Source organism: Achromobacter deleyi, from assembly GCF_902859705.1.
Lineage (GTDB): Bacteria > Pseudomonadota > Gammaproteobacteria > Burkholderiales > Burkholderiaceae_B > Achromobacter > Achromobacter deleyi.
This window is the reverse complement of sequence record NZ_CADIJO010000006.1, coordinates 235,441-258,189: the sequence shown is the minus strand read 5'-3', so window position 1 is coordinate 258,189 and position 22,749 is coordinate 235,441. Positions and strand designations below refer to the sequence as shown.

At 67.4% G+C, this 22,749-nt stretch carries 19 protein-coding genes; 13 read left to right on the top strand and 6 right to left on the bottom strand.

Translation table 11 applies throughout. The annotated features are described in order from the left end of the window. The 6 genes from HV798_RS11840 to HV798_RS11815 form a co-directional block, all read right to left on the bottom strand. Positions 1–1,452 carry an ABC transporter substrate-binding protein gene (locus HV798_RS11840; protein WP_175216410.1) on the bottom strand — a complete coding sequence of 484 codons (1,452 nt, stop codon included), beginning with the start codon at positions 1,450–1,452 and terminating at the stop codon, positions 1–3. Between the two features lie 304 nt (positions 1,453–1,756). Continuing rightward, the gene (locus tag HV798_RS11835) at positions 1,757–2,719 is read right to left on the bottom strand and encodes a Nudix family hydrolase (protein ID WP_175193450.1); all 963 of its coding nucleotides are present in this window, start codon (positions 2,717–2,719) and stop codon (positions 1,757–1,759) included. Beyond that, a complete protein-coding gene (locus HV798_RS11830; RefSeq protein WP_025137239.1) occupies positions 2,712–3,578 on the bottom strand; it encodes an ATP-binding protein in 867 nt (288 codons plus the stop codon). Before HV798_RS11830 ends, HV798_RS11835 begins: the two co-directional genes overlap by 8 nt. Before the next feature lie 264 nt (positions 3,579–3,842). After that, positions 3,843–5,069: a bifunctional glutamate N-acetyltransferase/amino-acid acetyltransferase ArgJ gene (gene argJ, locus HV798_RS11825; RefSeq protein ID WP_175193449.1), complete on the bottom strand. Its 1,227-nt coding sequence runs from the start codon at positions 5,067–5,069 to the stop codon at positions 3,843–3,845. Positions 5,070–5,190: 121 nt separating this feature from the next. Next, positions 5,191–6,231, bottom strand: a complete 1,041-nt coding sequence (locus HV798_RS11820) for a hypothetical protein (RefSeq protein WP_175193448.1) — start codon at positions 6,229–6,231, stop codon at positions 5,191–5,193. 106 nt (positions 6,232–6,337) lie between these two features. Next, positions 6,338–6,832, bottom strand: coding sequence for a MarR family winged helix-turn-helix transcriptional regulator (locus HV798_RS11815; protein WP_025137242.1), 495 nt, complete (start codon positions 6,830–6,832; stop codon positions 6,338–6,340). A gap of 307 nt (positions 6,833–7,139) precedes the next feature. On the opposite strand from HV798_RS11815, the gene HV798_RS11810 reads away from it, so the two are divergent. From HV798_RS11810 to HV798_RS11750, 13 genes are all read left to right on the top strand, one after another. Beyond that, positions 7,140–8,303 carry an ABC transporter substrate-binding protein gene (locus HV798_RS11810; protein ID WP_025137243.1) on the top strand — a complete coding sequence of 388 codons (1,164 nt, stop codon included), beginning with the start codon at positions 7,140–7,142 and terminating at the stop codon, positions 8,301–8,303. Between the two features lie 169 nt (positions 8,304–8,472). Then, entirely contained in the window at positions 8,473–9,393 is a 921-nt protein-coding gene (locus tag HV798_RS11805) for a branched-chain amino acid ABC transporter permease (protein ID WP_025137244.1), read from the top strand. Positions 9,394–9,395: 2 nt separating this feature from the next. Next, positions 9,396–10,364, top strand: coding sequence for a branched-chain amino acid ABC transporter permease (locus HV798_RS11800; protein ID WP_029953742.1), 969 nt, complete (start codon positions 9,396–9,398; stop codon positions 10,362–10,364). Then, positions 10,361–11,167 (top strand): ABC transporter ATP-binding protein, encoded by an 807-nt coding sequence (locus HV798_RS11795; protein ID WP_175193447.1) that lies wholly within the window; start codon positions 10,361–10,363, stop codon positions 11,165–11,167. Before HV798_RS11800 ends, HV798_RS11795 begins: the two co-directional genes overlap by 4 nt. Further along, a complete protein-coding gene (locus tag HV798_RS11790) occupies positions 11,167–11,871 on the top strand; it encodes an ABC transporter ATP-binding protein (protein ID WP_025137247.1) in 705 nt (234 codons plus the stop codon). The genes HV798_RS11795 and HV798_RS11790 overlap by 1 nt, the downstream gene beginning before the upstream one ends. A 242-nt stretch (positions 11,872–12,113) precedes the next feature. Beyond that, positions 12,114–14,108: a biofilm regulation protein phosphatase SiaA gene (siaA, locus tag HV798_RS11785; protein WP_217481165.1), complete on the top strand. Its 1,995-nt coding sequence runs from the start codon at positions 12,114–12,116 to the stop codon at positions 14,106–14,108. A gap of 23 nt (positions 14,109–14,131) precedes the next feature. Further along, on the top strand, positions 14,132–14,671 hold the full coding sequence (gene siaB / locus HV798_RS11780) for a biofilm regulation protein kinase SiaB (RefSeq protein ID WP_025137249.1): 540 nt from the start codon (positions 14,132–14,134) through the stop codon (positions 14,669–14,671). Positions 14,672–14,707: 36 nt separating this feature from the next. Then, positions 14,708–15,085 carry a biofilm regulation phosphoprotein SiaC gene (gene siaC / locus HV798_RS11775; RefSeq protein WP_025137250.1) on the top strand — a complete coding sequence of 126 codons (378 nt, stop codon included), beginning with the start codon at positions 14,708–14,710 and terminating at the stop codon, positions 15,083–15,085. Continuing rightward, a complete protein-coding gene (siaD, locus tag HV798_RS11770; RefSeq protein ID WP_025137251.1) occupies positions 15,082–15,879 on the top strand; it encodes a biofilm regulation diguanylate cyclase SiaD in 798 nt (265 codons plus the stop codon). The genes siaC and siaD overlap by 4 nt, the downstream gene beginning before the upstream one ends. 40 nt (positions 15,880–15,919) lie before the next feature. After that, positions 15,920–18,496 carry a sensor domain-containing protein gene (locus HV798_RS11765; protein ID WP_175193446.1) on the top strand — a complete coding sequence of 859 codons (2,577 nt, stop codon included), beginning with the start codon at positions 15,920–15,922 and terminating at the stop codon, positions 18,494–18,496. A gap of 424 nt (positions 18,497–18,920) precedes the next feature. After that, positions 18,921–19,082 (top strand): hypothetical protein, encoded by a 162-nt coding sequence (locus HV798_RS11760; protein ID WP_175193445.1) that lies wholly within the window; start codon positions 18,921–18,923, stop codon positions 19,080–19,082. Between the two features lie 514 nt (positions 19,083–19,596). After that, on the top strand, positions 19,597–21,948 hold the full coding sequence (locus HV798_RS11755; protein WP_175193444.1) for a bifunctional salicylyl-CoA 5-hydroxylase/oxidoreductase: 2,352 nt from the start codon (positions 19,597–19,599) through the stop codon (positions 21,946–21,948). Then, positions 21,945–22,736 carry an SDR family NAD(P)-dependent oxidoreductase gene (locus tag HV798_RS11750; protein ID WP_175193443.1) on the top strand — a complete coding sequence of 264 codons (792 nt, stop codon included), beginning with the start codon at positions 21,945–21,947 and terminating at the stop codon, positions 22,734–22,736. Before HV798_RS11755 ends, HV798_RS11750 begins: the two co-directional genes overlap by 4 nt. Positions 22,737–22,749: the final 13 nt, after the last annotated feature.

The window sequence follows — 22,749 nt, the reverse complement described above, 5'->3', positions numbered from 1 at the left end:
TCAGCTCCGCTTCAAGATCTTGGCGTACTTCTTGTACAGGCCGTCCCAACGGGCCCGCAGCTCGGTGGCGACCTGCACGGGCGTGCGGGTGCCTTTGATCAGCATGTCCTGCGCGATCATCTCGTGCATGCCGGTGTCCCATTCCTGGTACCAGGGCGCCTTCAGGATGTTGGCGGCCACGGCTTTCTCGCGGCCTTCGAACAGCCACTGGTAGACCTGTTCCTTGTAGGCCGGGTACATCCATTTCATGATGGCGGCGCGGCTGTCGGCATCGCGGTACAGCTCGGGAAACGGCACTTCCAGGTTGGCCTTGGCGATCCAGTTCTTGTGCGTGGTCAGCTGGCCCGCGCGGTCGCGGTAGCCGAAGTACTTCACCAGTTCCCACAGCGCGGCCTGCTCGGCGTCGCTGCGCTTGCGGGTCGACATGCACAGCAAGGCATGGCCCACCAGCACCGTGTCGTGGGTGGCGCCGGGCACCACCGGGTTGTAGCTGGAATACTCGGCGATCTGGCTCTTGGCCGGATCGTTGTAGTTGAAGCTGTAGTAGTCGATGTTCAGGTGGAAGGCGTGCTGGCCTTTCATCCACGAGCTGGACGTCTCGGTGCCTGACCAGGTCAGCACGGCGCGTTGCACCAGCTCGTCGTCCCACCAGCGCTTCCAGTCGGACAGCACCTTCACCAGCGGCGTGTCGGGGCCGAAGGTGGCGCGCAGTTCGCCGTCGACAAAGCGTTCGCCTTCGGCAAAGCACTGCGCGATCAGCGCCCACGGCAGGCCGGTCCACGCGTTGTACCAGGGCATCAGCATGGGGTGCTCGGCCAGGCCCTTTTTCTTGATCTCGCGCGCCTGCTTCTCGACCGTGGCCCAGTCCTGCGGGTAGTCGGCGGCGTTGGCGGTGCCGCCGAAGCCCGCCTCGCCCAGCATCTTTTCATTGCGGAACAGCGCGTAGGGGCCGCCGTTGTAATAGGTCAGGCCCAGATAGCGGCCGTCGGTGGCGCGGGCGTCTTCGACGATGCCGGGAAACATCTGCTTCTGGATGTCGGCCAGGCCGGGCATGTCGTCGATCGGCCGGATCCACCCCGCCGCGTACCAGCGCGATGCCTGGCCGCGCTGGGCGTAGAACAGGTCCAGCGGCGCCTTGGCGGCCAGCTGGGTTTCCAGCACCGCGGCGTAGTCGCCGGGAATGGGCGACAGGTTCACCGGCACGCCGCTTTCCTGGGTGAAGCGCGCCGCGCCTTGCTGCACGATTTCGCTGCCCCAGGGCCAGAAGGCGAAGGTCAGCGGCGCAGCCTGCTGCGCCAGCGCCCGCAGCGGCCAGCCGCCGGCTGCCAGCCCGGCCGCGCCGGCCAGGCCCGCGGCGCCGCGCAGGAGAAAGTCGCGGCGGTCCAGGCCGGCGCGGCCGGACGACGCCAGGCCCGGGTGGGGGCGGCCATCAGGAAAGGGGGGCAGGGGCATGCTGGACTTCCTTGTTGTGGGAACGACGACAAAGAAACGGTGCAGCAAAAGCGGGTGCAGCAAAAGCGGGTGCAGCAAAAGCGGGTGCAGCAAAGGCGGTGGGGCAAAAGCGATGTGACTGCATGGTCACATCAGGGATGAAGATATTGCTTTCGCGTCCGGGGCAGCAAGGGGGGAGTTTCCCTAACGGGAGGCGCTGGCGCCTTGGCCTGTACGCGACGGGTGTTATGCCATGGAGGTTTTGCGGGCGGGCGCGCAGCCCGGCAGGAATGGCCGGCGCGCCGCGGCGCCGGCCCTGGGGCCGTCAGATCAGCCCGCGAATCCCGGCGATGCCATGCGCGCCATGGCGCAAGGCCTGCGACACGGTCTGGGTGGATTGCCCGCCCAGCGCGAACACCGGAATGCCGGCGTCGCGGTTGCCTTCGACAAAGCCTTCCCAACCCAGCGTCGGGGCGCCGGGGTGGCTGGGGGTGTCCAGCACCGGACCCAGCACGGCAAAGTCGGCGCCCAGTTCACGCGCATGCACCACCTGCGCGTTGTCGTGGGCGGACACGCCGACCAGCGCGCCGGCCGGCAGCTCGGGGCGGGCCGTCAGGCGGGCAGCATCCGCGCTGCGCAGATGCACGCCGTCGGCCTCGCGCCACCACGCGGCCGGGTGGGCGCTGTTGACCAGCACGCGTGCGCCCGCGGCGCGGCAGCGCTTGACGATCTGCTGCAATGCCTCGTGCAGCGAGGCCGAGGCCACGCCGTCCGGCCATTGCGGCTCGCGCAGCTGCACCAGCTTGACGCCGCGCGCCAGCGCCGCATCCAGCCGGCCCAGGAAGGCCGCAAGCCCCGCCCGCGAGCCGATGGAACTGATGCCGTAGGCCGTGGGCAGTTGCAGCCAGCGCAGGGGCGGCAGCGTGGCGGGCAAAAGGTCGCCCACCGACGCGGCGTTGGCCGGGTCGACCCATTCCAGGCGCTGGTTTTCCAGGCTGCGTGGTTCGCCTTCCCACGCCGTGACGTGGCAGAACGCCAGGCGCACCGTGGTGTGGGGGTAGACGTGCACGTAGGTCACCCACGGACGTGATTGCGTCACGCGGATGCCGATTTCTTCCTGCAATTCGCGCGCCAGAGCCTGCAGCACGGTTTCGCCGGGTTCCAGCTTGCCGCCCGGCAGTTCCCACCAGCCCGACCAGGGCTTGCCTTCGGGGCGCTGCCCCAACAGCAGCATGCCGTCCGGGCGCAGGATGAGGCCGGCGGCGACGTCGATGATCTTGTCAGACATGGCGGGCCGCCCAGTCGCGCGCGAATTGGTAGGCGACGCGGCCCGAACGCGAGCCGCGTTCGATGGTCCATTGCAGCGCTTCGGTGCGCGACGGCTCGATCTGCGCCTCGGGGCAGCCCAGCTCGCGCAGCCAGTGGTAGACGATGTCCAGGTAGTCGTCCTGCTTGAAGGGGTAGAACGACAGCCACAGGCCGAAGCGCTCGGACAGCGAAATCTTTTCTTCCACGGTTTCGCCGGGGTGGATCTCGCCGTCGGGCTGGTGCTTGGCCTGCAGGTTCTCGCTCATGTATTCCGGCATCAGGTGGCGCCGGTTGGACGTGGCGTAGATCAGCACGTTGTCGCCCGACGCGGATACCGAGCCGTCCAGTACCGACTTCAGCGCCTTGTAGCCCGCTTCGCCTTCCTCGAACGACAGGTCGTCGCAGAACACGATGAAGCGTTCGGGGCGCGAGGCCACCAGTTCGACGATGTCGGCCAGGTCGCCCAGGTCGGACTTGTCGACTTCGATCAGGCGCAGGCCGCGGTCGCCGTAGGCAGCCAGCATGGCCTTGACCAGCGAGCTCTTGCCGGTGCCGCGCGCACCGGTCATCAGCACGTTGTTGGCCGGCTTCTTGTCGATGAACTGCTGGGTGTTGCGGTCGATGATGCCCTTCTGGCGCTCGATGTGCTGCAGGTCCTGCAGGTCGATGGTGGCCACGTGGCGCACGGCGTCCAGCCAGCCGCGCGAGCCGCGCTTGCGCCAGCGGAACGCATGCGCGCTCCAGTTGATTTCGGGCGGGGCCGGGGGCAGCCAGGCTTCAAGCTGCGCCAGCACGCGTTCGGCGCGCTGGATGAGGGTGGTGAATTCGTTTGCGGTCACGGTGTAGTCCTGGGAGAGCGAACGGGCGGGCCCTGGCGTCGGGCCCGCAGCGCATTCGCGGGCATCGTCGGATGAGGGGGCGCGTTCCGCCGCAAGGCGTCCTGGAACACGCGCCGCTCAACGGTTGTCACCGGCCGGGGCCGCAGTGATGCCGCGGGCCGCCGGGGGGGCAGTGACAGGCGATGGGTAAGGCACAGCCACTGGAGTTCACTGCTGCCGCCTGCCGCACCGGGGTCAGCCGGGCGGCGGGCGAGGGTCAAGCGATCAGGAACGATAGTCGGCGTTGATCGTCACGTACTCGTGCGAGAAGTCGCAGGTGTAGACGGTGTCGCTGACCTGGCCGCGGCCCAGCGCGATGCGGACCGTGATCTCGGCCTGCTTCATGACGCGTTGGCCATCGGCTTCCTGGTAGTCGGGGTTGCGGCCGCCGCCCGTGGCCACCAGCACGTCGTCCAGCCACAGGCGGATGCGCGACACGTCCATGTCGTCGATGCCGGCGTAGCCCACGGCGGCCAGGATGCGGCCCAGGTTGGGGTCCGACGCGAAGAAGGCGGTCTTGACCAGCGGCGAGTGCGCCACGGCGTAGGCCACCTTCAGGGCTTCTTCGGTGCTGCCGGCTTCTTCGACGCGTACCGTCATGAACTTGGTGGCGCCTTCGGCGTCGCGCACGATCTTCTGTGCCAGTTCCAGGGCGGCGGCCGACAGGGCCTCGCGTACGGCGGCGTAGTCGGCGTCGGTTTCGGCGTTGATTTCCACGCCCGACTTGCCGGTGGCGGCGATGATGAACGAGTCGTTGGTGGAAGTGTCGCCGTCAACCGTGATGCGGTTGAACGAGGCGTCGGCGATTTCGACGGCCAGCTTGCGCAACAGCGGCTGGGCGATGCCGGCGTCGGTGGCCAGGAAGCTGAGCATGGTCGCCATGTTGGGGCGGATCATGCCGGCGCCCTTGCTGATGCCGGTGAAGGTGACGGTCTTGCCGCCGATCTGGACGCGGCGCGACGAGATCTTGGGCAGGGTGTCGGTGGTCATGATGCCGTGCGCGGCGCTGGACCAGTGGTCGGCGCCCAGGTCGGCGATGGCGCCGGGCAGGCCGGCGAACAGGCGGTCCAGGGGCAGCGGCTCGAGAATCACGCCGGTCGAGAAGGGCAGCACCTGCGCGGCGGGCACGCCCAGCAGGCGGCCGAGTTCGACGCAGGTGTCCTGGGCTTTCTTCAGGCCTTCGGCGCCGGTGCCGGCGTTGGCATTGCCGGTGTTGATGACCAGGGCGCTGATCGGGCCGCCGGCGGCCAGGTGGGCCTGGCAGACCTGCACGGGCGCGGCGCAGAAGCGGTTGCGGGTGAACACGCCGGCGACGCTGGTGCCTTCGGCCAGGCGGAAGACCGTCAGGTCGCGTCGGTTGGCTTTGCGGATGCCGGCCTCGGTGACGCCGATTTCAACGCCGGCAACAGGGAAAATTTCGGACTCGGAGGGGATCTGCAGGTTAACGGCCATGACTTCGTCTCATGAATGAGAAGGACGGAATCGCCGCCTGGGCCAGGCGGCGCGCGAGGGAAAGCTTCGTATTATCCCACTGCTTTGCGACAGGCCAAGGCGGGCGGCTGAAAGCCGGCTGTCAGGGAGCGGTCCGCATGGCCGCCACGTCCAGCACGCCGGCATCGCGGTTGGACAGGATGCTGCGCACGGTGCCGTCCGGCGCCTGCAGCACCGACATGCCGGCGGCGATTTCGCGGCCGTCGGCCTGGCGCGCCGAGCGGCCGCGCGACGGCGAAAACAGCAGGTCGCCGGCCTGCACGCCGGGCACGCGCGGGCCGGCGGTCAGCATGCGGGTGCCGGTGGGGTAGGTGATGCCGCCCAGCGCGCTTTCGCGCGCCAGCAGGCCTTCGAATGCCAGCAGGCGGCGCTGGGCGTCCAGCGTCATGTCCACCTTCAAGAGCGGCATGCCGGCCACGGTCAGGGGTTCGCTGCCTTCGGCGCTCAGCCGCCAGCGCGGCGCCGGGCTGGCCGGGTCGGGGGCGTTGCCGCGGGCGGCCTCGTCGACCTTGATCCAGGCGCCCGCGGGCACCGGCTGCTGGTTCAGGGTGTTGCCGATGGCCAGGTGGCAGCTGGCAAAGCGCGGCTGGCCACCCAGCATCACGAATTCCAGGCGGTGGCCGTGGGCACAGAGCCAGCCGTCCTGGGCCTGGTCGCGGGCGATCTCGACCGACAGGGTTTCGGGCTGGCGGGCGGTGGCGGGGTAATGGAACAGGCGGGTCGCGCTGACCCCCTGCACCGAGGCCAGGTGGCCCTCGGGAAAGGTGGCGCGGTCGAACGAGGCCGGGTCGCCCGGGGCGGTGACGCGCAGCACCGTGCCGGCGGGCATGTCCACCCCGGCCAGCCGGGTGGGCTGGGGCAGCGTCATGTTCAGGCTGGCGTTCTGGCGGGCTTCACGCTGGGCGGCCAGCCATTGGCTCAGTTGCTGGTAGGGGAAGATGCCGCCGATTACGGCCAAGAGCGCCATCAGGATCGCGCCGCCGCGCCGGTGTTCGCCCAGCCACAGCCTGGCGCCGCGGCTGGTGGCCAGCACGGCCAGCCAGGTGAGCAGCGTGGACAGGCAGGCCAGCGAGACCACCATCAACACGTAGAAATTACCGCCAGGAAGAGATACCGGAATCATGGCGGCAATTATGCGCCAAACCGATGCCGTTTTCCGGCGCGGGCGTGGGGATTTCGAGCCGGAGAAAACGGCTGTGCGGATGGCGCCTGCCGCCCGTGGCCGTTGCCTAGTCCTTGGCCGCGGCCGAACGCGTGGCCACCACCTGCAGCTTCAGTTCGCCCAGCGCCTGAAAGAGCGCATTGCGGCTGGCCTCGGGCAGCTCGCCGAACATGGATTTCACCCAGGACTCGTGCGCCCGCGCCATCTTGGCGAAGCTTTTCTTGCCCTGCGGCGTCAGCTTGATGAGCGAACTGCGGCGGTCGGATTCGACCTTGGTGCGCACCACCAGGCCTTCTTTTTCGAGCTGGTCGGTGATGCCGGTGATATTGCCGTTGGTCACCATCATGTGGCGCGACAGTTCGCCCATCTTCATGCCCTTGGGGGCGCGCTGCAATTGCGCCATCAGGTCGAAACGGGGCAGGGTGGTGTCGAATTCGTTGCGCAGCCGGCTGCGGATCTCGCCTTCGATGAGATTGGCGCAGGTCAGCATGCGCAGCCACAGGCGCAGCGCATGGTGGTCGTCGGGCGCGGCGCGGGATTCCAGGTCGGGAGCGTCTGTCATGGTCGGGAAGGTTACCGGGAATACAGGGTGAAGGTCGGTTTTCGACGGGCGGATTTCTTGAGTATCCGCCGGATGTCGGGTAATGTCCGCGCGGGGCTGGTGAAAACCCTAGACTTGTTTTGGCGAATACTTTAAACCTAAACTATGAACCACGCCAGTTCTCCCCATGCCGCATCACGGGATCGGCTGCTGCGGGCGCCGGTCTGACGGCCGCCTAACCAGGCCGGCGGGCCGGGCATAGAAGTCCTTCGAATCGCAATTCCAAAAACAACACCCTCTGCGCGGCTCGCGCACGGAGCACACCACCATGCGTTTGATCACTTCCCTCGTTGCCGCCGCCGCGCTGGTTCCGGCACTGGCTTGCGCCGACCCGGTCAAGGTCGGCATCGCAAACGATATTTCCGGCCCGTTCTCGGCGCTGGGCGCCGAAGCCCGCGACGGCTTCAACCTGGCCATCAAGCAGCTGGGCAGCAAGCTGGGCGGCCAGCCCGCCGAATTCCTGCAGACCGACATGGGCGGCAACCCCGACCAGGCCCGCCAGCTGGTCACGCGCTACATCCAGCGCGACAAGGTCGATTTCTTCACTGGCCCGATCGGCTCGAACGTGGCGCTGGCCGTCGGCCCCGCGCTGTTCGCCGCCAAGGTGCCGTACCTGTCGAACAACCCTGGCCCCAGCCAGTTCGCCGGCGCCCAGTGCAATAACTACTGGTTCGGTTCGTCGTACCAGAACGACGCTTTCCACGAGGCCGCCGGCAAGGTCGCCGCCGACCGCGGTTTCAAGAAGATGTTCATCATGGCGCCGGACTACCCGGCGGGCAAGGACGCCCTGACCGGCTTCAAGCGCGGCTACAAGACCGCCCCGGGCGATGAGGTCTACACCAAGCTCGGCCAGATCGACTACGCCGCCGAAATCGCCCAGATCCGCGCCGCCAAGCCGGACGCCGTCTATATCTTCCTGCCGGGCGGCATGGGCATCAACTTCGTCAAGCAGTTCGTCTCGGCCGGCCTGTCGCAAAGCGTCAAGCTGATCGGTCCGGGCTTCTCGGCCGACGAAGACGTGATCCAGGCCGTGGGCGAACCCATGCTGGGCATGTACAACACCGCGCAGTGGGCGCACGACCTGGACGTGCCGCAGAACAAGGCCTTCGTCGAGGCCTTCCGCAAGGAATACAACGGCCGCTACCCGTCGGTGTATGCCGCCCAGGCCTATGACGTCATCATGGCCATGGACGCCGCCGTCAAGCAGGCCGGTGGCAAGGCCGCCGACCGCGATGCCATCGTCAAGGCCCTGGAAAAGGCCGACTACCCCTCGGTGCGCGGCAGCTACACCTACGGCAAGAACCACTACCCGATCCAGGCCTACTACCTGCGCGTCGTCGACAAGGACGCCAGCGGCCGCATCACCAACAAGCTGGTGGGCAAGGTCTTCGACAAGTATCAAGACGTCTACGTCGGCGACTGCAAGCTTTAAAACGTACGGCCACACGATAAAGCCCGGCCCCGCTGCGTCGCAGGGGGCCGGCATTGCCGGTTCGATGCCTGACCCAGCTGGGTCGCACGCATCCGGCTTTGCTGGTCCGTAGCGATGTCCCTTTCAGGGGGAGCAGCACTTCGGGGTGGGCACACAGCAGGGGATTTTCATGACGTTCACGCTCATCGTCGAGCAATTGCTGAACGGTCTGCAGTTTGGGTTGATGTTGTTTCTGATCGCGGCCGGGCTGACCCTGGTGTTCGGCATCATGGACATCATGAATCTGGCGCACGGCTCGCTCTATATGGCAGGCGCCTATGTCGCCGCCGAAACCATGCAACGCACGGGCTCGTTCACGGCCGCGGTGCTGGTCGCAGCGGTCGCCACCGGCCTGGTCGGCGTGGCGCTGGAACTCACGCTGATCCGCCGCCTGGCGCTGCGCGACCACCTGGCCCAGGTACTGGGCACCTACGCCATCATTCTCATCGCCAACGACCTGGTCAAGATGATCTGGGGCCCGGCCCCCGTCATGCTCAACATGCCTGCGGTGCTGTCCGGCCCGGTGCGGCTCCTGCCCGACCTGCTCTATCCCGCCTACCGCCTGATGATCATCGTCTTCGGCGTGGCCTCGGCCGTGGGCTTGTACTGGTTCGTCACGCGCACCCGTGCCGGCGTGCTGGTGCGGGCCGGCGCCTCGAATCGCCAGATGGCCACGCTGATGGGCGTGCGCGTGCCGCTGTTGTTCCTGGGCGTGTTCGTGCTGGGCGCCATGCTGGCGGCCGTGGCCGGCGCGCTGCTGGGCCCGATCACTTCGGTGCAGGTCGGCATGGGCGAGGAAATCCTGATCCTGGTGCTGGTGTGCATCGTCATCGGCGGCATCGGCTCGATCCGCGGCGCCTTTGTCGGGGCGCTGCTGGTGGGCATGGTGGATACCGCCGGGCGGGCCTTCCTGCCGATGCTGCTGCGCCAGGTGTTTTCGCCTGCCGTGGCTTCCAGCGTCGGCCCCACGCTGGCCGCGATCGCCATCTATGTGCTGATGGCGGCGGTGCTGGTGTTCCGGCCTTCCGGCCTGTTTCCGGCGCGAGGCTGAGCATGCGAATTTCGTCGACTCTCTGGACCGTGGCCCTGCTGGCCCTGCTGGCGGCGTTTCCGCTGGTGGCGCCGGCGCTGGGCCTGGACTTCTATATTTCCTTCGTGCGCCGTGTGCTGATCTACGCGCTGGCCGCGACCAGCCTGAACCTGATCCTGGGCTATGGCGGCATGGTGGCGCTGGGCCACGCGGCCTTCTTCGGCGCGGGCGCCTACGCGGTGGGCATCCTGGCCATGTCGGGCGTGACCTCGGCGCTGGTGTCCTGGCCGGTGGCGATGGGGCTGGCGGGGCTGCTGGCCTGCATCACGGGCGCGATCTCGCTGCGCACCCGCGGTGTGTACTTCATCATGATCACGCTGGCGTTCGCCCAGATGCTGTTCTACATCTTCATCTCGCTGCGCCAGTATGGCGGTGAAGACGGCCTGAACCTGCCGGGCTATTCCACGCTGCCCGGCATCGACCTGGCCAACGACGTGTCGTTCTATTACCTGGTGCTGGCGCTGTTCGCGGTGGCGATGTGGCTGTTCGGCCGGGTGGTGGCCTCGCGGTTCGGCACGGCGCTGCAAGGCATCCGCGAAAACGAGTCGCGCATGGAATCGCTGGGCTACCCCGTCTACCGCATCAAGCTCACGGCGTTCACGCTGAGCGGCGCGGCGGCCGGGCTGGCGGGCGCGCTGCTGGCCAACCACAACCTGTTCATCTCGCCCAGCCTGATGCACTGGACCCAGTCGGCCAACCTGCTGATCATGGTGCTGGTGGGCGGCATCGGCCTGCGCTACGGCGGCGTGGCCGGCGCCGTGGTGATGCTGGTGCTGGAAGAAGTGCTGCGCCAATGGACCGAATATTGGCATCTGCCCCTGGGCGTGCTGCTGCTGTGCGTGGTGTTCGGCGCGCCGCGCGGCCTGGTGGGCCTGTTCGGCCCGCTGTTCGGCGGCGCCAAGGCAGCATCAACCGGCAAGGCGGGATCATGAGCCAACCCCAATCCCCATCGCAGTCCAACGCGCCTGCGCTGCAGGCGAGCAACCTGGTGCGCCGCTTTGGCGCGCTGGTCGCCACCGACAATGTCTCGATCTCGCTGAACCCTGGCGAAATCCACGCCCTGATCGGCCCCAACGGCGCCGGCAAGTCCACACTGATCCACCTGCTGTCCGGCACCCTGGCGGCAGACTCGGGCACGCTGGCCGTGGGCGGGCGTGACGTCACTGCCCTGAACGCGCACCAGCGCGTGGCGGCGGGCCTGTCGCGTTCGTACCAGATCACCAACATCTTCAAGCAGTCCAGCGTGCTGGACAACCTGGTGCTGGCCGTGCAGGCGCACGCCGGCAGCAGCTTCCGCTTCTGGCGGCCGCGCGCCGCCGAAGCGGCCCTGTACGAGCAGGCCCGCGAACTGGCGCACGAATGCGCCATCGACCCGGCGCTGCTGGGGCGCGCCGCCGGCACGCTGCCGCACGGCGAGCAGCGCAAGGTGGAATTCGCGCTGGCCCTGGCCGCGCGGCCCAGCGTGCTGCTGCTGGACGAACCCATGGCCGGCATGGGGCCCGACGAGACCCTGCGCCTGACCGAACTGATCGAAGCCCTGCGCGGCCGCGCCGCGATGCTGCTGGTCGAACACGACATGCAGGCCGTGTTCCGGCTGGCCGACCGCATCTCGGTGCTGGTCTATGGCCGCGTGATCGCCACCGGCACGCCCGACGAGATCCGCGCCAATCCGGACGTGCGCCAGGCCTACCTGGGCGATGACGAGACGGCGCCCGCGCGCCAGGAGACAGCCTGATGCTCAGCATTGAATCGGCCCAGAGCGGCTACGGCGCCAGCCAGGTGCTGTTCGGCGTGGACCTGCAGATCGGCGCCGGCCAGGTGGTGACCTTGCTGGGCCGCAACGGCATGGGCAAGACCACGCTGCTGCGCACGCTGTTCGGCCAGTTGCCGCTGCGCGGCGGCAAGATCAGCTTCGCCGGCCAGGACATCAGCGGCTGGAGCCCCGACCGCATCGCGCGCACCGGCATGGCGATCGTGCCGGAAGGGCGCCAGTGTTTTCCCAACCTGACCGTGCGCGAGCACCTGACGGCCTTCGTGGCCGCGCGCAACCCGTCCATCGGCGAGCCCTGGACGCCCGAACGCGTGTTCGAACTGTTTCCCCGGCTGGGCGAACGCGCCCGCAACATGGGCAACCAGCTGTCGGGCGGCGAACAGCAGATGCTGGCCATCGGCCGCGCGCTGGTCACCAACCCGCGCCTGTTGATCCTGGACGAGGCCACCGAAGGCCTGGCGCCCAAGATCCGCGAGGAAATCTGGCACTGCCTGGCGCGCCTGCGGCAGGCCGGCCAGACGATCCTGGTGATCGACAAATACGTCGAACGCCTGCTCAGCCTGGCCGACCGGCACGTCATCCTGGAACGCGGCAAGGTGGTCTGGAACGGCGACTCCGCCGCGCTGGACGCCGACCGCGGCCTGTGGGAACGCTACCTGGGCGTGTAGCGCGAAAGCCGCAGCCCCGGTGCGGGCGGCGGCTTTTCTTTCGATATAAAACGCAATAAACCTGTCGATCGGCGCGGCCTGTGCAAAACAGGCTGACCTTTGGCAAATTCGCGCGTTTACGCCTGTTTCAATTCATCCCGCTGTTCTCTACACTTAGCGCGCCGTGCGATCCCGCGTGGATGCGTCACGTCTCAAACAGGGCCTTAGGCATCGGCAGGCCCGGACTGTCAGGAAGACTTCGCATGGCGAAATGGGGTTTGCGCAAAAAATCATTGATGGCGCTGTTGCTGGCGTGCCTGGTCGCCTTGGCGCCGGCTGCGCTGATAGGTTGGCAGGTGCTGGATGGGGTTCGCGACCACTTCGGCCGCGCGTTCTCCGACAATTTCACGCAGTTGAACCGCCAGCGCATCCTGGCGCCCGTGTCGCGCGAACTGGCACTGTCGCAGCGCCTGGCCGACAGCGAAGTCACGCGCCGCTGGCTACGCAACGAAAGCGATCCGGCCGCACGCGAGCTGTTTTTCCGCGAGGCCGACGGCTACCGGCGCGACCTCCTGGGCCGCGCCTATTTCATCGCCAGCGCCGCCACCGGCCACTACTACTTCAACGATGACCAGCCCCTGTCCGAGGCGCCGCGTTATACGCTCAGCCGCGAGGCCGCCGACGACGGCTGGTTCTACAGCACGCTCAAGTCGCCCAACCGTTACAACATCAACGTCAATCCTGACCTGAAGCTCAAGACCACGCGCGTCTGGATCAACGTGCAGGTGCGCGACGGCGACAAGGTCATCGGCCTGACCGGCGCCGGCCTGGACGTGGGCGGCTTCCTGCGCGACTTCGTCAACAGCGGCCAGCCGGGCGTAACCCCCATCATCGTCGACGAAGACGGCGCCATCCAGGCGCACATGGACCCCACCCTGATCGCCTACAACTCGGGCGCGGGCGGGGCCGGCGGCAAGGACGGCCATGGCCTGGTGTTCAACCTGGTCGACGCCGGCCACGGCCGCGACGAGCTGCGCGCGGCGCTGCACGCCGCCCAGGCCGACCCGCAGTCGGTGCAGTCGGCGTGGGTGGCCATCGACGGCGTGCGCCAGCTGGTGTCGGTGGCCTACATGCCCGAGTTGCGCTGGCACGTGCTGACCGTGGTGGACCTGGGCGCCGCCCGGGTGCTGGACACCGACTGGCTGTGGCCCGCGGCCATCGGCCTGGTGCTGCTGTTTGCCGCGCTGCTGCTCTGTTTCGGCTACGCCATCGAACGCCTGATGCTGCGGCCGCTGCGCCGCCTGCAGCAGTCCGCTCGCGCCATTGCCAACGGCAGCTACGACGTGCGCCTGCCGCCTGGCGGCCAGGACGAGATCGGCGACCTGAGCCGCGCCTTCGGCGTGATGGCCGACAAGGTGCGCCAGCACACCGCCGAACTCGAGACCAAGGTGCGCGAACGCACCTCCGAGCTGGAAGACGCCAACCGCGCCATGGCCGCGGCCCACAAGAAGATCGGCGATTCCATCGACTACGCCAGCCTGATCCAGCGCGCCATCCTGCCCGACCGCCAGCTGACCCAGTCGCTGGGCGCACACCACTTCGTGCTGTGGAAGCCGCGCGACGTGGTCGGCGGCGATTTCTACGTGTTCCGTTCCGATGGCAACAATTGCCTGCTGGGCATCATGGACTGCGCCGGCCACGGCGTGCCGGGCGCGCTGATGACCATGCTGGCCCGCGCCGCCATCGACCTGGCCATCACCGAGGCCGGCCCGGCCGATCCGGCCGGCATCCTGGCGCGCACCGACAGCGCGATCCGGGCCATGCTTGCGGATGCGCAACTGCCTCGCGCCCTGGCCACCAATACTGACGCGGGCCTGGTATATATTGACCGCGAATCCGGCAGCTTGCGGTATGCCGGCGCCAAGATCAGCCTGTACGCCAGCGACGGCCGGACCCTGCGCGAAGTGCCCGGCGGCAAGCGCGCGTTGGGCGACAAGCGCACCGGGGTTTACCAGAACATCGAACTGCGCATGGAGCCCGGCTGGACCTATTACCTGGCCACCGACGGCTTCCTGGACCAGGCGGGCGGCGAGCACGGTTTCGGTTTTGGCAACACGCGTTTTGCCGAAATGCTCAAGAGACACGCGCAGCAGCCGTTAACCGACCAGGCGGCCGCTTTTTCCGAAGCCTTGGCCCAGTATCAAGGCGGACGGCCGCAGCGCGACGACATTACCTTGCTGTCTTTCCGTTTCGAATAATCGTTATCAGGGCGGTAACTCCCATGAATGCCTCCGATCTCTACGCATTGGGCGAGCGGTTCGACCAGAACCGCACCCTGCTGTGCTTCAACGGGCCGATCTCCCGTAGCCTGATCGAGGAAATCGGCAATGCGCTGAAGAACTACCTGAACGCCGAGCATGCCCGGCCGGCGGAAGCCATGGACGTGTTCTCGGTCTATATCGAGATGATCCAGAACATCCGCCAGTACGCCGCGCAGAACGGCGATGCCGATGCCGCCGCCACGGTCGTGATCGGCCGCCGCGACGAAAGCCGCTACGTCGTGTCGGCCGGCAACCTGGTCAAGGCCGAAGACGGCCGCCACCTGGTGGACCGCATCCAGCAACTGGCCGCGCTGGACAAGGCGGCCCTGAAAGCCGAATACAAGGCCCAGCTGCACAAGCCGCGCACCCCGGGCACTGCCTCGGGCGCCGGCCTGGGGCTGATCGACATCGCGCGCCGGGCGGGCGCACCGCTGGAAGCCAGCCTGACGCCCGCAGCGGGCGAGGGCAAGGCGTTCTTCAGCCTGAGCGTCGTGATCTGACCGCCGCCCGCGCACAGACCCTTTTCGGAGTGATTGATGAAAGACCTGAATATTCCCGGGACCCAGTCCACGCCCGCCATCACCGCCGACTTCGCTGCCGGCGTGCTGGCGATGCGCGGCGATTCCTACCCCGAGAATTCCTTCGAGCTGTTCGGCCCGGTCATCGAGTGGGTCGAGGCCTACCTGCAAAGCGGCGCCGCGCCGCTGAACCTGGAGCTTGAGCTGCTGTACCTGAACACCAGCAGCATCAAGTCCGTCATGGACATCTTCGACCTGCTCGAAGCCGCCCATGGCAAGGGCCGCAACGTCAGCGTGACCTGGTTCTACGACATGCGCAACGAGCGCGTGGGCGAGCTGGCCGAGGAATTCAAGGAAGACTGCACCTTCCCGTTCTCGGTCGTCGGCCGCCAATGAAGCCCGGCAACGCCGAGCTGGACGAACGCATCGGCCGCCTGCTGGCGGACCCGGCCTACGCCGGACACCCCCTGCGCGAGGCGCTCCAGGACCTGTGGCGGCACACGGCCGAGCAGATGGCGCGGATCGAGCGCGTCACGCACCTGTCCGACGCCTACCAGTCCATGGCGCACCAGCGCGAAATGGGCCTGTGCGAACAGTTCGACCGGCAGTTGCGCCGCCTTGCCCGCATCGCCCGTATCTCCGACCATTACCAGAGCATGATGCGCGACCTGAACGCGGCGCTGGAAGAGACCTCCAGCCGCGATCCCCTGACGGGCCTCTTGAACCGGCGCGCCCTGATGGAAATGATCAAGCAGGAAGTCCAGCGCGCCGCCCGCGGCGGCCAGGCCTTCGTCGTCGCCATGCTGGACGTGGATCACTTCAAGTCGGTCAACGACCGCTATGGCCACGAAATCGGCGACCGCGCCCTGGTCGAGCTGGCCGGCGCCATGCGCGACAGCGTGCGTGAATACGACCTGTGCGGCCGCTGGGGGGGCGAAGAATTCCTGGTGCTGCTGCCCGCGACCCCGCCGGAAACGGCACAAGGCGTGATGGACCGCCTGGTGGGCGCGGTGCGCGGCCTGGCGATCGATGTCGGCGCGGACGTGCTGCGCCTGACCGTCAGCATCGGCATGGCGTATCACCAGCTCGGAGAAACTTTTTCAGAAACGCTCAGCCGGGCGGACCAGGCGCTGTACCTGGCCAAGCAGGACGGACGCGATCGCGTCGCGCTTGGATTCCCCCGGCCCTGAAATGACCCCGGAATCGCAGTCTTCCGGTATGGAGCCCCTTATGCTTGATTCTCATCCAGGTGGTTCAAGCGCGGCCCCGCAGGGCGCCGCGTGGCAGGTGGACAACTACCTGGCGTCGATGGACCGGGCGCTGCTGCTGTTCGATTTCGACGCGGCTGGCTCCCTCTTGCACGCGAATGACAACTTCCTGGCCGCCGTGGGCTATACCCGCGACGACATCGCCGGCCTGCGCCACGACCTGCTGTGCGACAGCATGGACGAAGGCAAGGGCATCGCCAGCGCCGAACACCTCTGGGCCCGGCTGCGCCGCGGCGACTTCTTTTCCGGCACCTGCCGCTACCGCAGGCAGGATGGTGGGTCCCTCTGGATCGAAGCCACCTACCTGCCGATGCGCGACGACACCGGCGAGGTGCGCCGCATTTCGGTCATTTCCCGCAAATCCATCGCCGATGCCGAACGCCAGGAAGAAATCCGCCTGCTGCTGCTGGGCATCAACGAAACCGGCAACGCCGTGGCGGTCTCGGGCCGCGACGGCCGCATCGTCTACGTCAACGACGGCTTCCAGCGCATGCTGGGCTTTGCCCGCGGCGACGCGCTGAACCAGGAACTGGGCGAACTGCTGGCCGGCGGCCGCCCCGACGGCGGCACCCGCGAAGAACTCGACCGCCGCATCGCCTGCCGCGAGGGCTACCACAAGGACGTACTGGTCTACGACCGCGGCGGCAAGCCGCTGTGGGTCTCGGTGATGGCCAACTCCGTGTTCGATGAGCGCGGCTCGCTGGTCAACATCGTCGACGTGCTGACCGACATCACGCCCACCAAGGTGCACGAGGTGCTGCAGCGCCGGGTGCTGCAGGCCATGGTGAACGAGGCCTCGGTGGTGGAAGTGATGAACATGGTGTGCCGCGAGGTCGAGCGCCTGGCGCCCGAAGTGGCGGCGACCGTACTGCGTGTGGACGAGGCCGGCAAGCTGCGCCCGCTGGCAGCCCCCAGCCTGCCGTCGGCCTACGCCGACGCGCTGGACGGCGAAGCCATCGGCCCGCAATCCGGCGCCTGCGGCACCGCCGCCTTCCTGGGCCGCCCGGTGATCGTGCCGGACATCGCCACCGATCCGCTGTGGGACGGCTACCGCCACCTGCCGCTGCCGGAAGACATCAAGGCCTGCTGGTCCTCGCCCATCAAGTCCAGCGACGGCCGGGTGATCGGCACGTTCGGCTTCTATTTCCGCGAACGCCGCCTGCCCGACGATTTTCACCACCGCCTGGTCGACGTCTGCGTCTACCTGTGCGCGCTGGCGCTGGAACGCGAAGAAGCCCGCGCCCGCATCCGCCAGCTGGCGTTCTATGACGAGCTGACGGGCCTGCCCAACCGCAACCTGCTGCTGGCCCAGGCCGAACAGGCCATCGCCCGCGCCGAACCCGAACGCAAGCGCGTGGCGGTGCTGTTCCTGGACCTGGACCGCTTCAAACAGGTCAACGACACGCTAGGCCACCCCATCGGCGACGCGCTGCTGCGCGACATCGCCCAGCGCCTGCGCCGCCTGGCCCGCGCCACCGACATCGTCGGCCGCCTGTCGGGCGACGAGTTCGTGATGTTGATGCCCGATTTCGAGCACGGCCGCCTGACCGCCGCCGCCGAACACATCCTGGTGGCCCTGGCGCAACCCTTCGTGGTGGGCGGCATCACGCTGAACCCGTCGGTGAGCATCGGCATCAGCGTGTTCCCGGAAAACGGCCGCGACATGGATACGCTGCTGCGCCATGCGGACATGGCGATGTACCAGGCCAAGACCGCGGGCCGCAACCGCATTTCCTTCTTCAGCGCCGAAATGAACCGCCAGGCCCAGGAACGCCTGGCCCTGGAAGCCGCCCTGCGCGACGCCCTGGAAGGCCGCGCGCTGCGCCTGCACTACCAACCCCAGGTCGGCCTGAAGAACGGCAGCCTGTACGGGGTCGAGGCGCTGGCCCGCTGGCGCCACCCCACGCTGGGCGACATTTCCCCCGCGCGTTTCGTGCCCCTGGCCGAAGAATGCGGCCTGATCGGCGACCTGGGCGACTGGGCGGTGCGCGAAGCCTGCTCGCAACTCTCGATCTGGCGCCACAACGGCCTGCGCGTCCCTTCGGTATCGGTGAACCTGTCAGCCACCAATTTCCACAACCTGAACCTGCCCCGCATGATCGCGGCGACCCTGGCCGAGTTCGGCCTGGCCGCCCAGGACCTGATGCTGGAAATCACGGAAGGCGTGGTCCTGGACGCCACGGCCGGCACGCTGCGCACGATCGCTGAACTCCACCGCCTGGGCGTACGCCTGTCGATGGACGATTTCGGGACGGGCTATTCAAGCCTGGGGCATTTGAGGCGCTTGATCGTCGATGAACTGAAGCTGGATCGCAGTTTCGTTCAGGGGCTGGAGAGCGACGATGCGGCTCGGGCGCTGACAAGCGCTGTGATTCGGATCGGGGAGAGTCTGAGCTTGCCGGTTGTTGCGGAGGGGATCGAGAATGAGGAGCAGCGGCGGTTTTTGATCGAGCAAGGGTGTGCAGCAGGACAAGGGTTCTTGTTTTCGCCGCCGTTGCCGGCGGGGGATCTTGAGGAATGGTTGAGAGCTAGGGGGTGATTGTTTTTGTTTTCGTGCGGGCGGTTGTCGTTCTTTAGCCGCGCTTGGCGGTGTCGGCGGGCATAGGGCGGGGCTACGATTGCGGTCCGGAGCCTTCGCTCCGGACTGCCCCGTCGTCATCGTCGTCCGCCTTCGGCTCCCTTCCGATTCCCTCGGGCGCATCTAACGCCCCGCCCTATGCCCGCCGACACCGCCAAGCGCTCACGATGAGGATTCGCCTCGGTCGTCGGGGAGGGCGGTGTGCTTGGCGTGATAGCGACGGTCGGAGTGGGGTGGGCGGGGTAGGGCGTTGCCCGCTTCGTGCCGGCCGCGCGGGCGGCCTTACGAAGCTTACGCGGCGTCTTGCGTGCGCCGATGCCGCTCTCGCGTGTGGGTGGCGGTGCTGGTGGCGCCAAGATGTCGCTCTTGCGTGTGAGCGAAGCAGATGGCATCAGAATCGCTGGTGGTCTGTAGCGGCGCGGATGCCGTGGCGTTCGACATGAATGTGCAGCGCCCGATGGGCGGCGCGCGAGACAGTCAGCATGCGCAAGCAGGACCCCGCCGCGCCGCCCATCACCGCCCCACCCCCAACATGACGGACCACTAGAAAGCCGATCTCCAACAGCGCGCAGCGCACCCGCAACACATTCCAGCAACGCAATGCCAAACGTGGCCGCCCGCGCGGCCGCGGCTTGGCGACCCTGTAGATCTCATGCCCTGACCACAGGTCTAACAGCGCGACGAACCCAGACGCGCGTAGTCCCTCGCGGCGGTGGCATGCGGGGCGGGCAACCTCGATGCGCCCGAGGGAATCTGAAGGAGGGGCCGTAGGCCCGGACGAAGATGACGAAGGGGAAGTCCGGAGCGAACGCTCCGGACCGCAATCGTGGGCGCCCGCCCCGCATGCCACCGCCGCGAGGGACGACCCACGAAGACCACCCTCCGCCAGCCCCCAAACCAACCCCCGCAAAAAACCCAAACACCCCGTCCCCATTTCAACTAAACGTTTCCCCCATTTGCGATCCTCCCCATCCAGGTATATATTTCAAGCCTAAACTATCAAGACCTAAAAAGCCGCGATCCCGTCATTCGCAGATCGCCCTTCATGGAGCATTACGGCAATGAAAATAGTCTGCATTGGTGGGGGTCCCGCCGGCTTGTATTTTGGTCTGCTCATGAAGTTGCAAGACCCCGCCAACGAAGTTACCGTCATCGAGCGCAACCGGCCGTATGACACCTTTGGTTGGGGCGTCGTGTTTTCCGATGCCACCATGCAGAACCTGCGCGAAGCGGACCCGGTTTCCGCGCAGACCATTGGCGATGCCTTCAATCATTGGGATGATATTGACATCCACTTCAAGGGCCGCAGCATTCGCAGCGGCGGCCACGGCTTCATCGGCATTGGCCGCAAGAAGCTGTTGAATATTTTGCAGGCGCGCTGCGAAGACGTCGGCGTCAAGCTGGTCTTCGAGAACTTCGTCCAGGACGACCAGGCCATTGCCCGTGAATACGATGCCGATCTCGTCATCGCGTCCGACGGCATCAACAGCCAGATTCGCACCCGCTACACCGACACCTTCCATCCCGACATCGACCAGCGCCGCTGCCGCTTCGTCTGGCTGGGCACCAAGAAAGTCTTCGACGCCTTCACCTTTGCCTTTGTCCAGACCGAGCATGGCTGGTTCCAGGCCCATGCCTATCGGTATGAAGACGGCATGTCGACCTTTATCGTCGAAACGCCCGAAGAAACCTGGCAGGCCGCCGGCATCGAACAGATGAGCCAGGAAGAGGGCATCGCCTACTGCGAAAAGCTGTTCGCGCCCTGGCTGGATGGCAATGCGCTCATCAGCAACGCCTCGCACCTGCGCGGCTCGGCCATCTGGATTCGCTTTCCGCGCGTCATCTGCAACACCTGGGTGCATTGGAACCAGCTTGAAACCGCCCGCGGCAAGCGCGCCGTCCCCGTCGTGCTGATGGGCGATGCCGCCCATACCGCCCACTTCTCCATCGGCTCCGGCACCAAGCTCGCGCTGGAAGACGCCATCGAACTGGCGCGCTGCCTGAGCGGCGCCGAAGGCAGTGTCGAGCGCGGCCTCAAGCACTACGAAGACGTGCGCAGCGTGGAAGTGCTGAAAATCCAGAACGCCGCTCGCAACTCCACCGAGTGGTTCGAAAACGTCGAGCGTTATGCAGAACTCGAACCCGAACAATTCGCCTACTCGCTGCTCACCCGTTCGCAGCGCATCTCGCACGAAAACCTGCGCCTGCGCGATCCGGCCTGGCTCGAAGGCTTCGAGCGCTGGATCGCCGAACATGCCGGCACCCCGGCACCGGCCGGCCAGCGGCCCCCGCTGCCCATGCTGACGCCCTACCAGGCGCGCGGCGTGCGGCTCAAGAACCGCATCCTGGTGTCGCCCATGGCCATGTACTCGTGCACCGACGGCGTGCCGGGCGACTTCCACCTGGTGCACCTGGGCGCGCGCGCCATGGGTGGCGCCGGGCTGGTCATGGTCGAAATGACCTGCGTGTCGCCTGACGCCCGCATCACCCCGGGGTGCCCGGGGCTGTGGAACGACGCGCAGCAGCAGGCCTTTGCCCGCATCGTCGGCTTCGTGCATGGCAACAGCGATGCGCGCATTGGCGTGCAGATCGGCCATGCTGGCCGCAAGGGTTCCACCCAGCTGGGCTGGCAGAAGATCGACCACCCGCTGGCCGAAGGCAACTGGCCGCTGCTGTCGGCGTCGGCCTTGCCTTATATCGAAGGCGTGTCGGACACGCCGCGCGCCATGACGCGCGCCGATATGGATCAGGTGCGCGATAACTTCGTGGCCGCCGCCCGCCGTGCGCAGGCCGCCGGTTTCGACTGGCTGGAACTGCACTGCGCCCACGGCTACCTGTTGTCCAGCTTCATCTCGCCGCTGACCAACCTGCGCGACGACGAATACGGCGGCAGCCTGGAAAACCGCCTGCGCTTCCCGCTGGAAGTGTTCCACGCCGTGCGCGCCGTCTGGCCCGAAGACAAGCCCATGTCGGTGCGTATCTCGGCCAGCGACTGGGTCGAGGGCGGCATCACCGCCGACGACGCCGTCGAGATCGCCCGCCACTTCAAGGCCGCCGGCGCCGACATGATCGACTGCTCGTCGGGCCAGGTCAGCAAGGAAGAAAAGCCCGTCTACGGCCGCATGTTCCAGACCCCGTTCGCCGACCGCGTGCGCAACGAAGCCGGCATTCCCACCATCGCGGTGGGCGCCATCTTCGAGGCCGACCACGCCAACGCCATCATCGCCTCGGGTCGCGCCGACCTGTGCGCCCTGGCGCGGCCGCACCTGGCCGACGCTTCGTGGACGCTGCGCGAATCGGCGCGCGTGGGCTACCGCGACGTGGCCTGGCCCAGCCAGTACTTCGCCGGCAAGCGCCAGCTGGAAACCAACTTCGAGCGCGCCGCCGCCATGGCGCAACTGGACATCAAATGAGTACGTCCGCACTCCCCCTGGCAGGCCGCCACGCCCTGGTGACGGGTGGCGCCCGCGGCATTGGCCTGGCCAGTGCCCGCGCGCTGCTGGCGCGCGGTGCCCGCGTCACGCTGCTGGGCCGCGACGGCGGTGCGCTGGAAGCCGCCGTCGACAGCCTGGCCAGCCTGGGCCAGGTGCAGGCGGTCAGCGCCGACATCGCCGACGAGGCCTCGGTCCGCCAGGCCTTCGCCCAGGCCGAGGCCGAACTCGGCCCCGTGCTGGTGCTGGTCAACAACGCCGGCCAGGCCGTCAGCCAGCGCTTTGACCGCACCGACGCCGCCCTGTGGCAGTCGATGCTGGCAGTCAACCTGACCGGCACTTTCCATTGCATCCAGGCCGCCTTGCCCGGCATGCTGGCCGCCAGGTGGGGCCGCGTCATCAACGTGGCCAGCACCGCGGGCCTGATCGGCTATGCCTACGTCAGCGCCTATTGCGCGGCCAAGCACGGCGTCATCGGCCTGACCCGCTCGCTGGCGCTGGAAACCGCGCAGAAGGGCGTCACCGTCAACGCCGTCTGCCCCGGCTATACCGAAACCGACATCGTGCGCGGCGCGGTGGCCAATATCGTCGACAAGACCGGCATGACGCCGGAAGCCGCGCGCGCCAAGCTGGCCGAACGCAACCCGCAGGGCCGCCTGGTGCAGCCCGAAGAAGTGGCCGAGACGGTCGCCTGGCTGGCCTTGCCGGCATCGGCATCGATCAACGGCCAGGCCATCGCCGTGGACGGCGGTGAAGTGATGACCGGCTGAGCCGGCCCCCATC

Bases quoted from the DNA above. Each gene is read 5' to 3' on its own strand.
- HV798_RS11815 (WP_025137242.1), bottom strand. From the start codon at position 6,832: ATGACAGACGCTCCCGACCTGGAATCCCGCGCCGCGCCCGACGACCAC.
- HV798_RS11820 (WP_175193448.1), bottom strand. From the start codon at position 6,231: ATGATTCCGGTATCTCTTCCTGGCGGTAATTTCTACGTGTTGATGGTG.
- HV798_RS11810 (WP_025137243.1), top strand. From the start codon at position 7,140: ATGCGTTTGATCACTTCCCTCGTTGCCGCCGCCGCGCTGGTTCCGGCA.
- siaA (WP_217481165.1), top strand. From the start codon at position 12,114: ATGGCGAAATGGGGTTTGCGCAAAAAATCATTGATGGCGCTGTTGCTG.
- argJ (WP_175193449.1), bottom strand. From the start codon at position 5,069: ATGGCCGTTAACCTGCAGATCCCCTCCGAGTCCGAAATTTTCCCTGTT.
- HV798_RS11800 (WP_029953742.1), top strand. From the start codon at position 9,396: ATGCGAATTTCGTCGACTCTCTGGACCGTGGCCCTGCTGGCCCTGCTG.
- siaB (WP_025137249.1), top strand. From the start codon at position 14,132: ATGAATGCCTCCGATCTCTACGCATTGGGCGAGCGGTTCGACCAGAAC.
- HV798_RS11835 (WP_175193450.1), bottom strand. From the start codon at position 2,719: ATGTCTGACAAGATCATCGACGTCGCCGCCGGCCTCATCCTGCGCCCG.
- siaD (WP_025137251.1), top strand. From the start codon at position 15,082: ATGAAGCCCGGCAACGCCGAGCTGGACGAACGCATCGGCCGCCTGCTG.
- HV798_RS11795 (WP_175193447.1), top strand. From the start codon at position 10,361: ATGAGCCAACCCCAATCCCCATCGCAGTCCAACGCGCCTGCGCTGCAG.
- HV798_RS11805 (WP_025137244.1), top strand. From the start codon at position 8,473: ATGACGTTCACGCTCATCGTCGAGCAATTGCTGAACGGTCTGCAGTTT.
- HV798_RS11760 (WP_175193445.1), top strand. From the start codon at position 18,921: ATGGCATCAGAATCGCTGGTGGTCTGTAGCGGCGCGGATGCCGTGGCG.
- HV798_RS11755 (WP_175193444.1), top strand. From the start codon at position 19,597: ATGAAAATAGTCTGCATTGGTGGGGGTCCCGCCGGCTTGTATTTTGGT.
- HV798_RS11765 (WP_175193446.1), top strand. From the start codon at position 15,920: ATGCTTGATTCTCATCCAGGTGGTTCAAGCGCGGCCCCGCAGGGCGCC.
- siaC (WP_025137250.1), top strand. From the start codon at position 14,708: ATGAAAGACCTGAATATTCCCGGGACCCAGTCCACGCCCGCCATCACC.
- HV798_RS11790 (WP_025137247.1), top strand. From the start codon at position 11,167: ATGCTCAGCATTGAATCGGCCCAGAGCGGCTACGGCGCCAGCCAGGTG.
- HV798_RS11840 (WP_175216410.1), bottom strand. From the start codon at position 1,452: ATGCCCCTGCCCCCCTTTCCTGATGGCCGCCCCCACCCGGGCCTGGCG.
- HV798_RS11750 (WP_175193443.1), top strand. From the start codon at position 21,945: ATGAGTACGTCCGCACTCCCCCTGGCAGGCCGCCACGCCCTGGTGACG.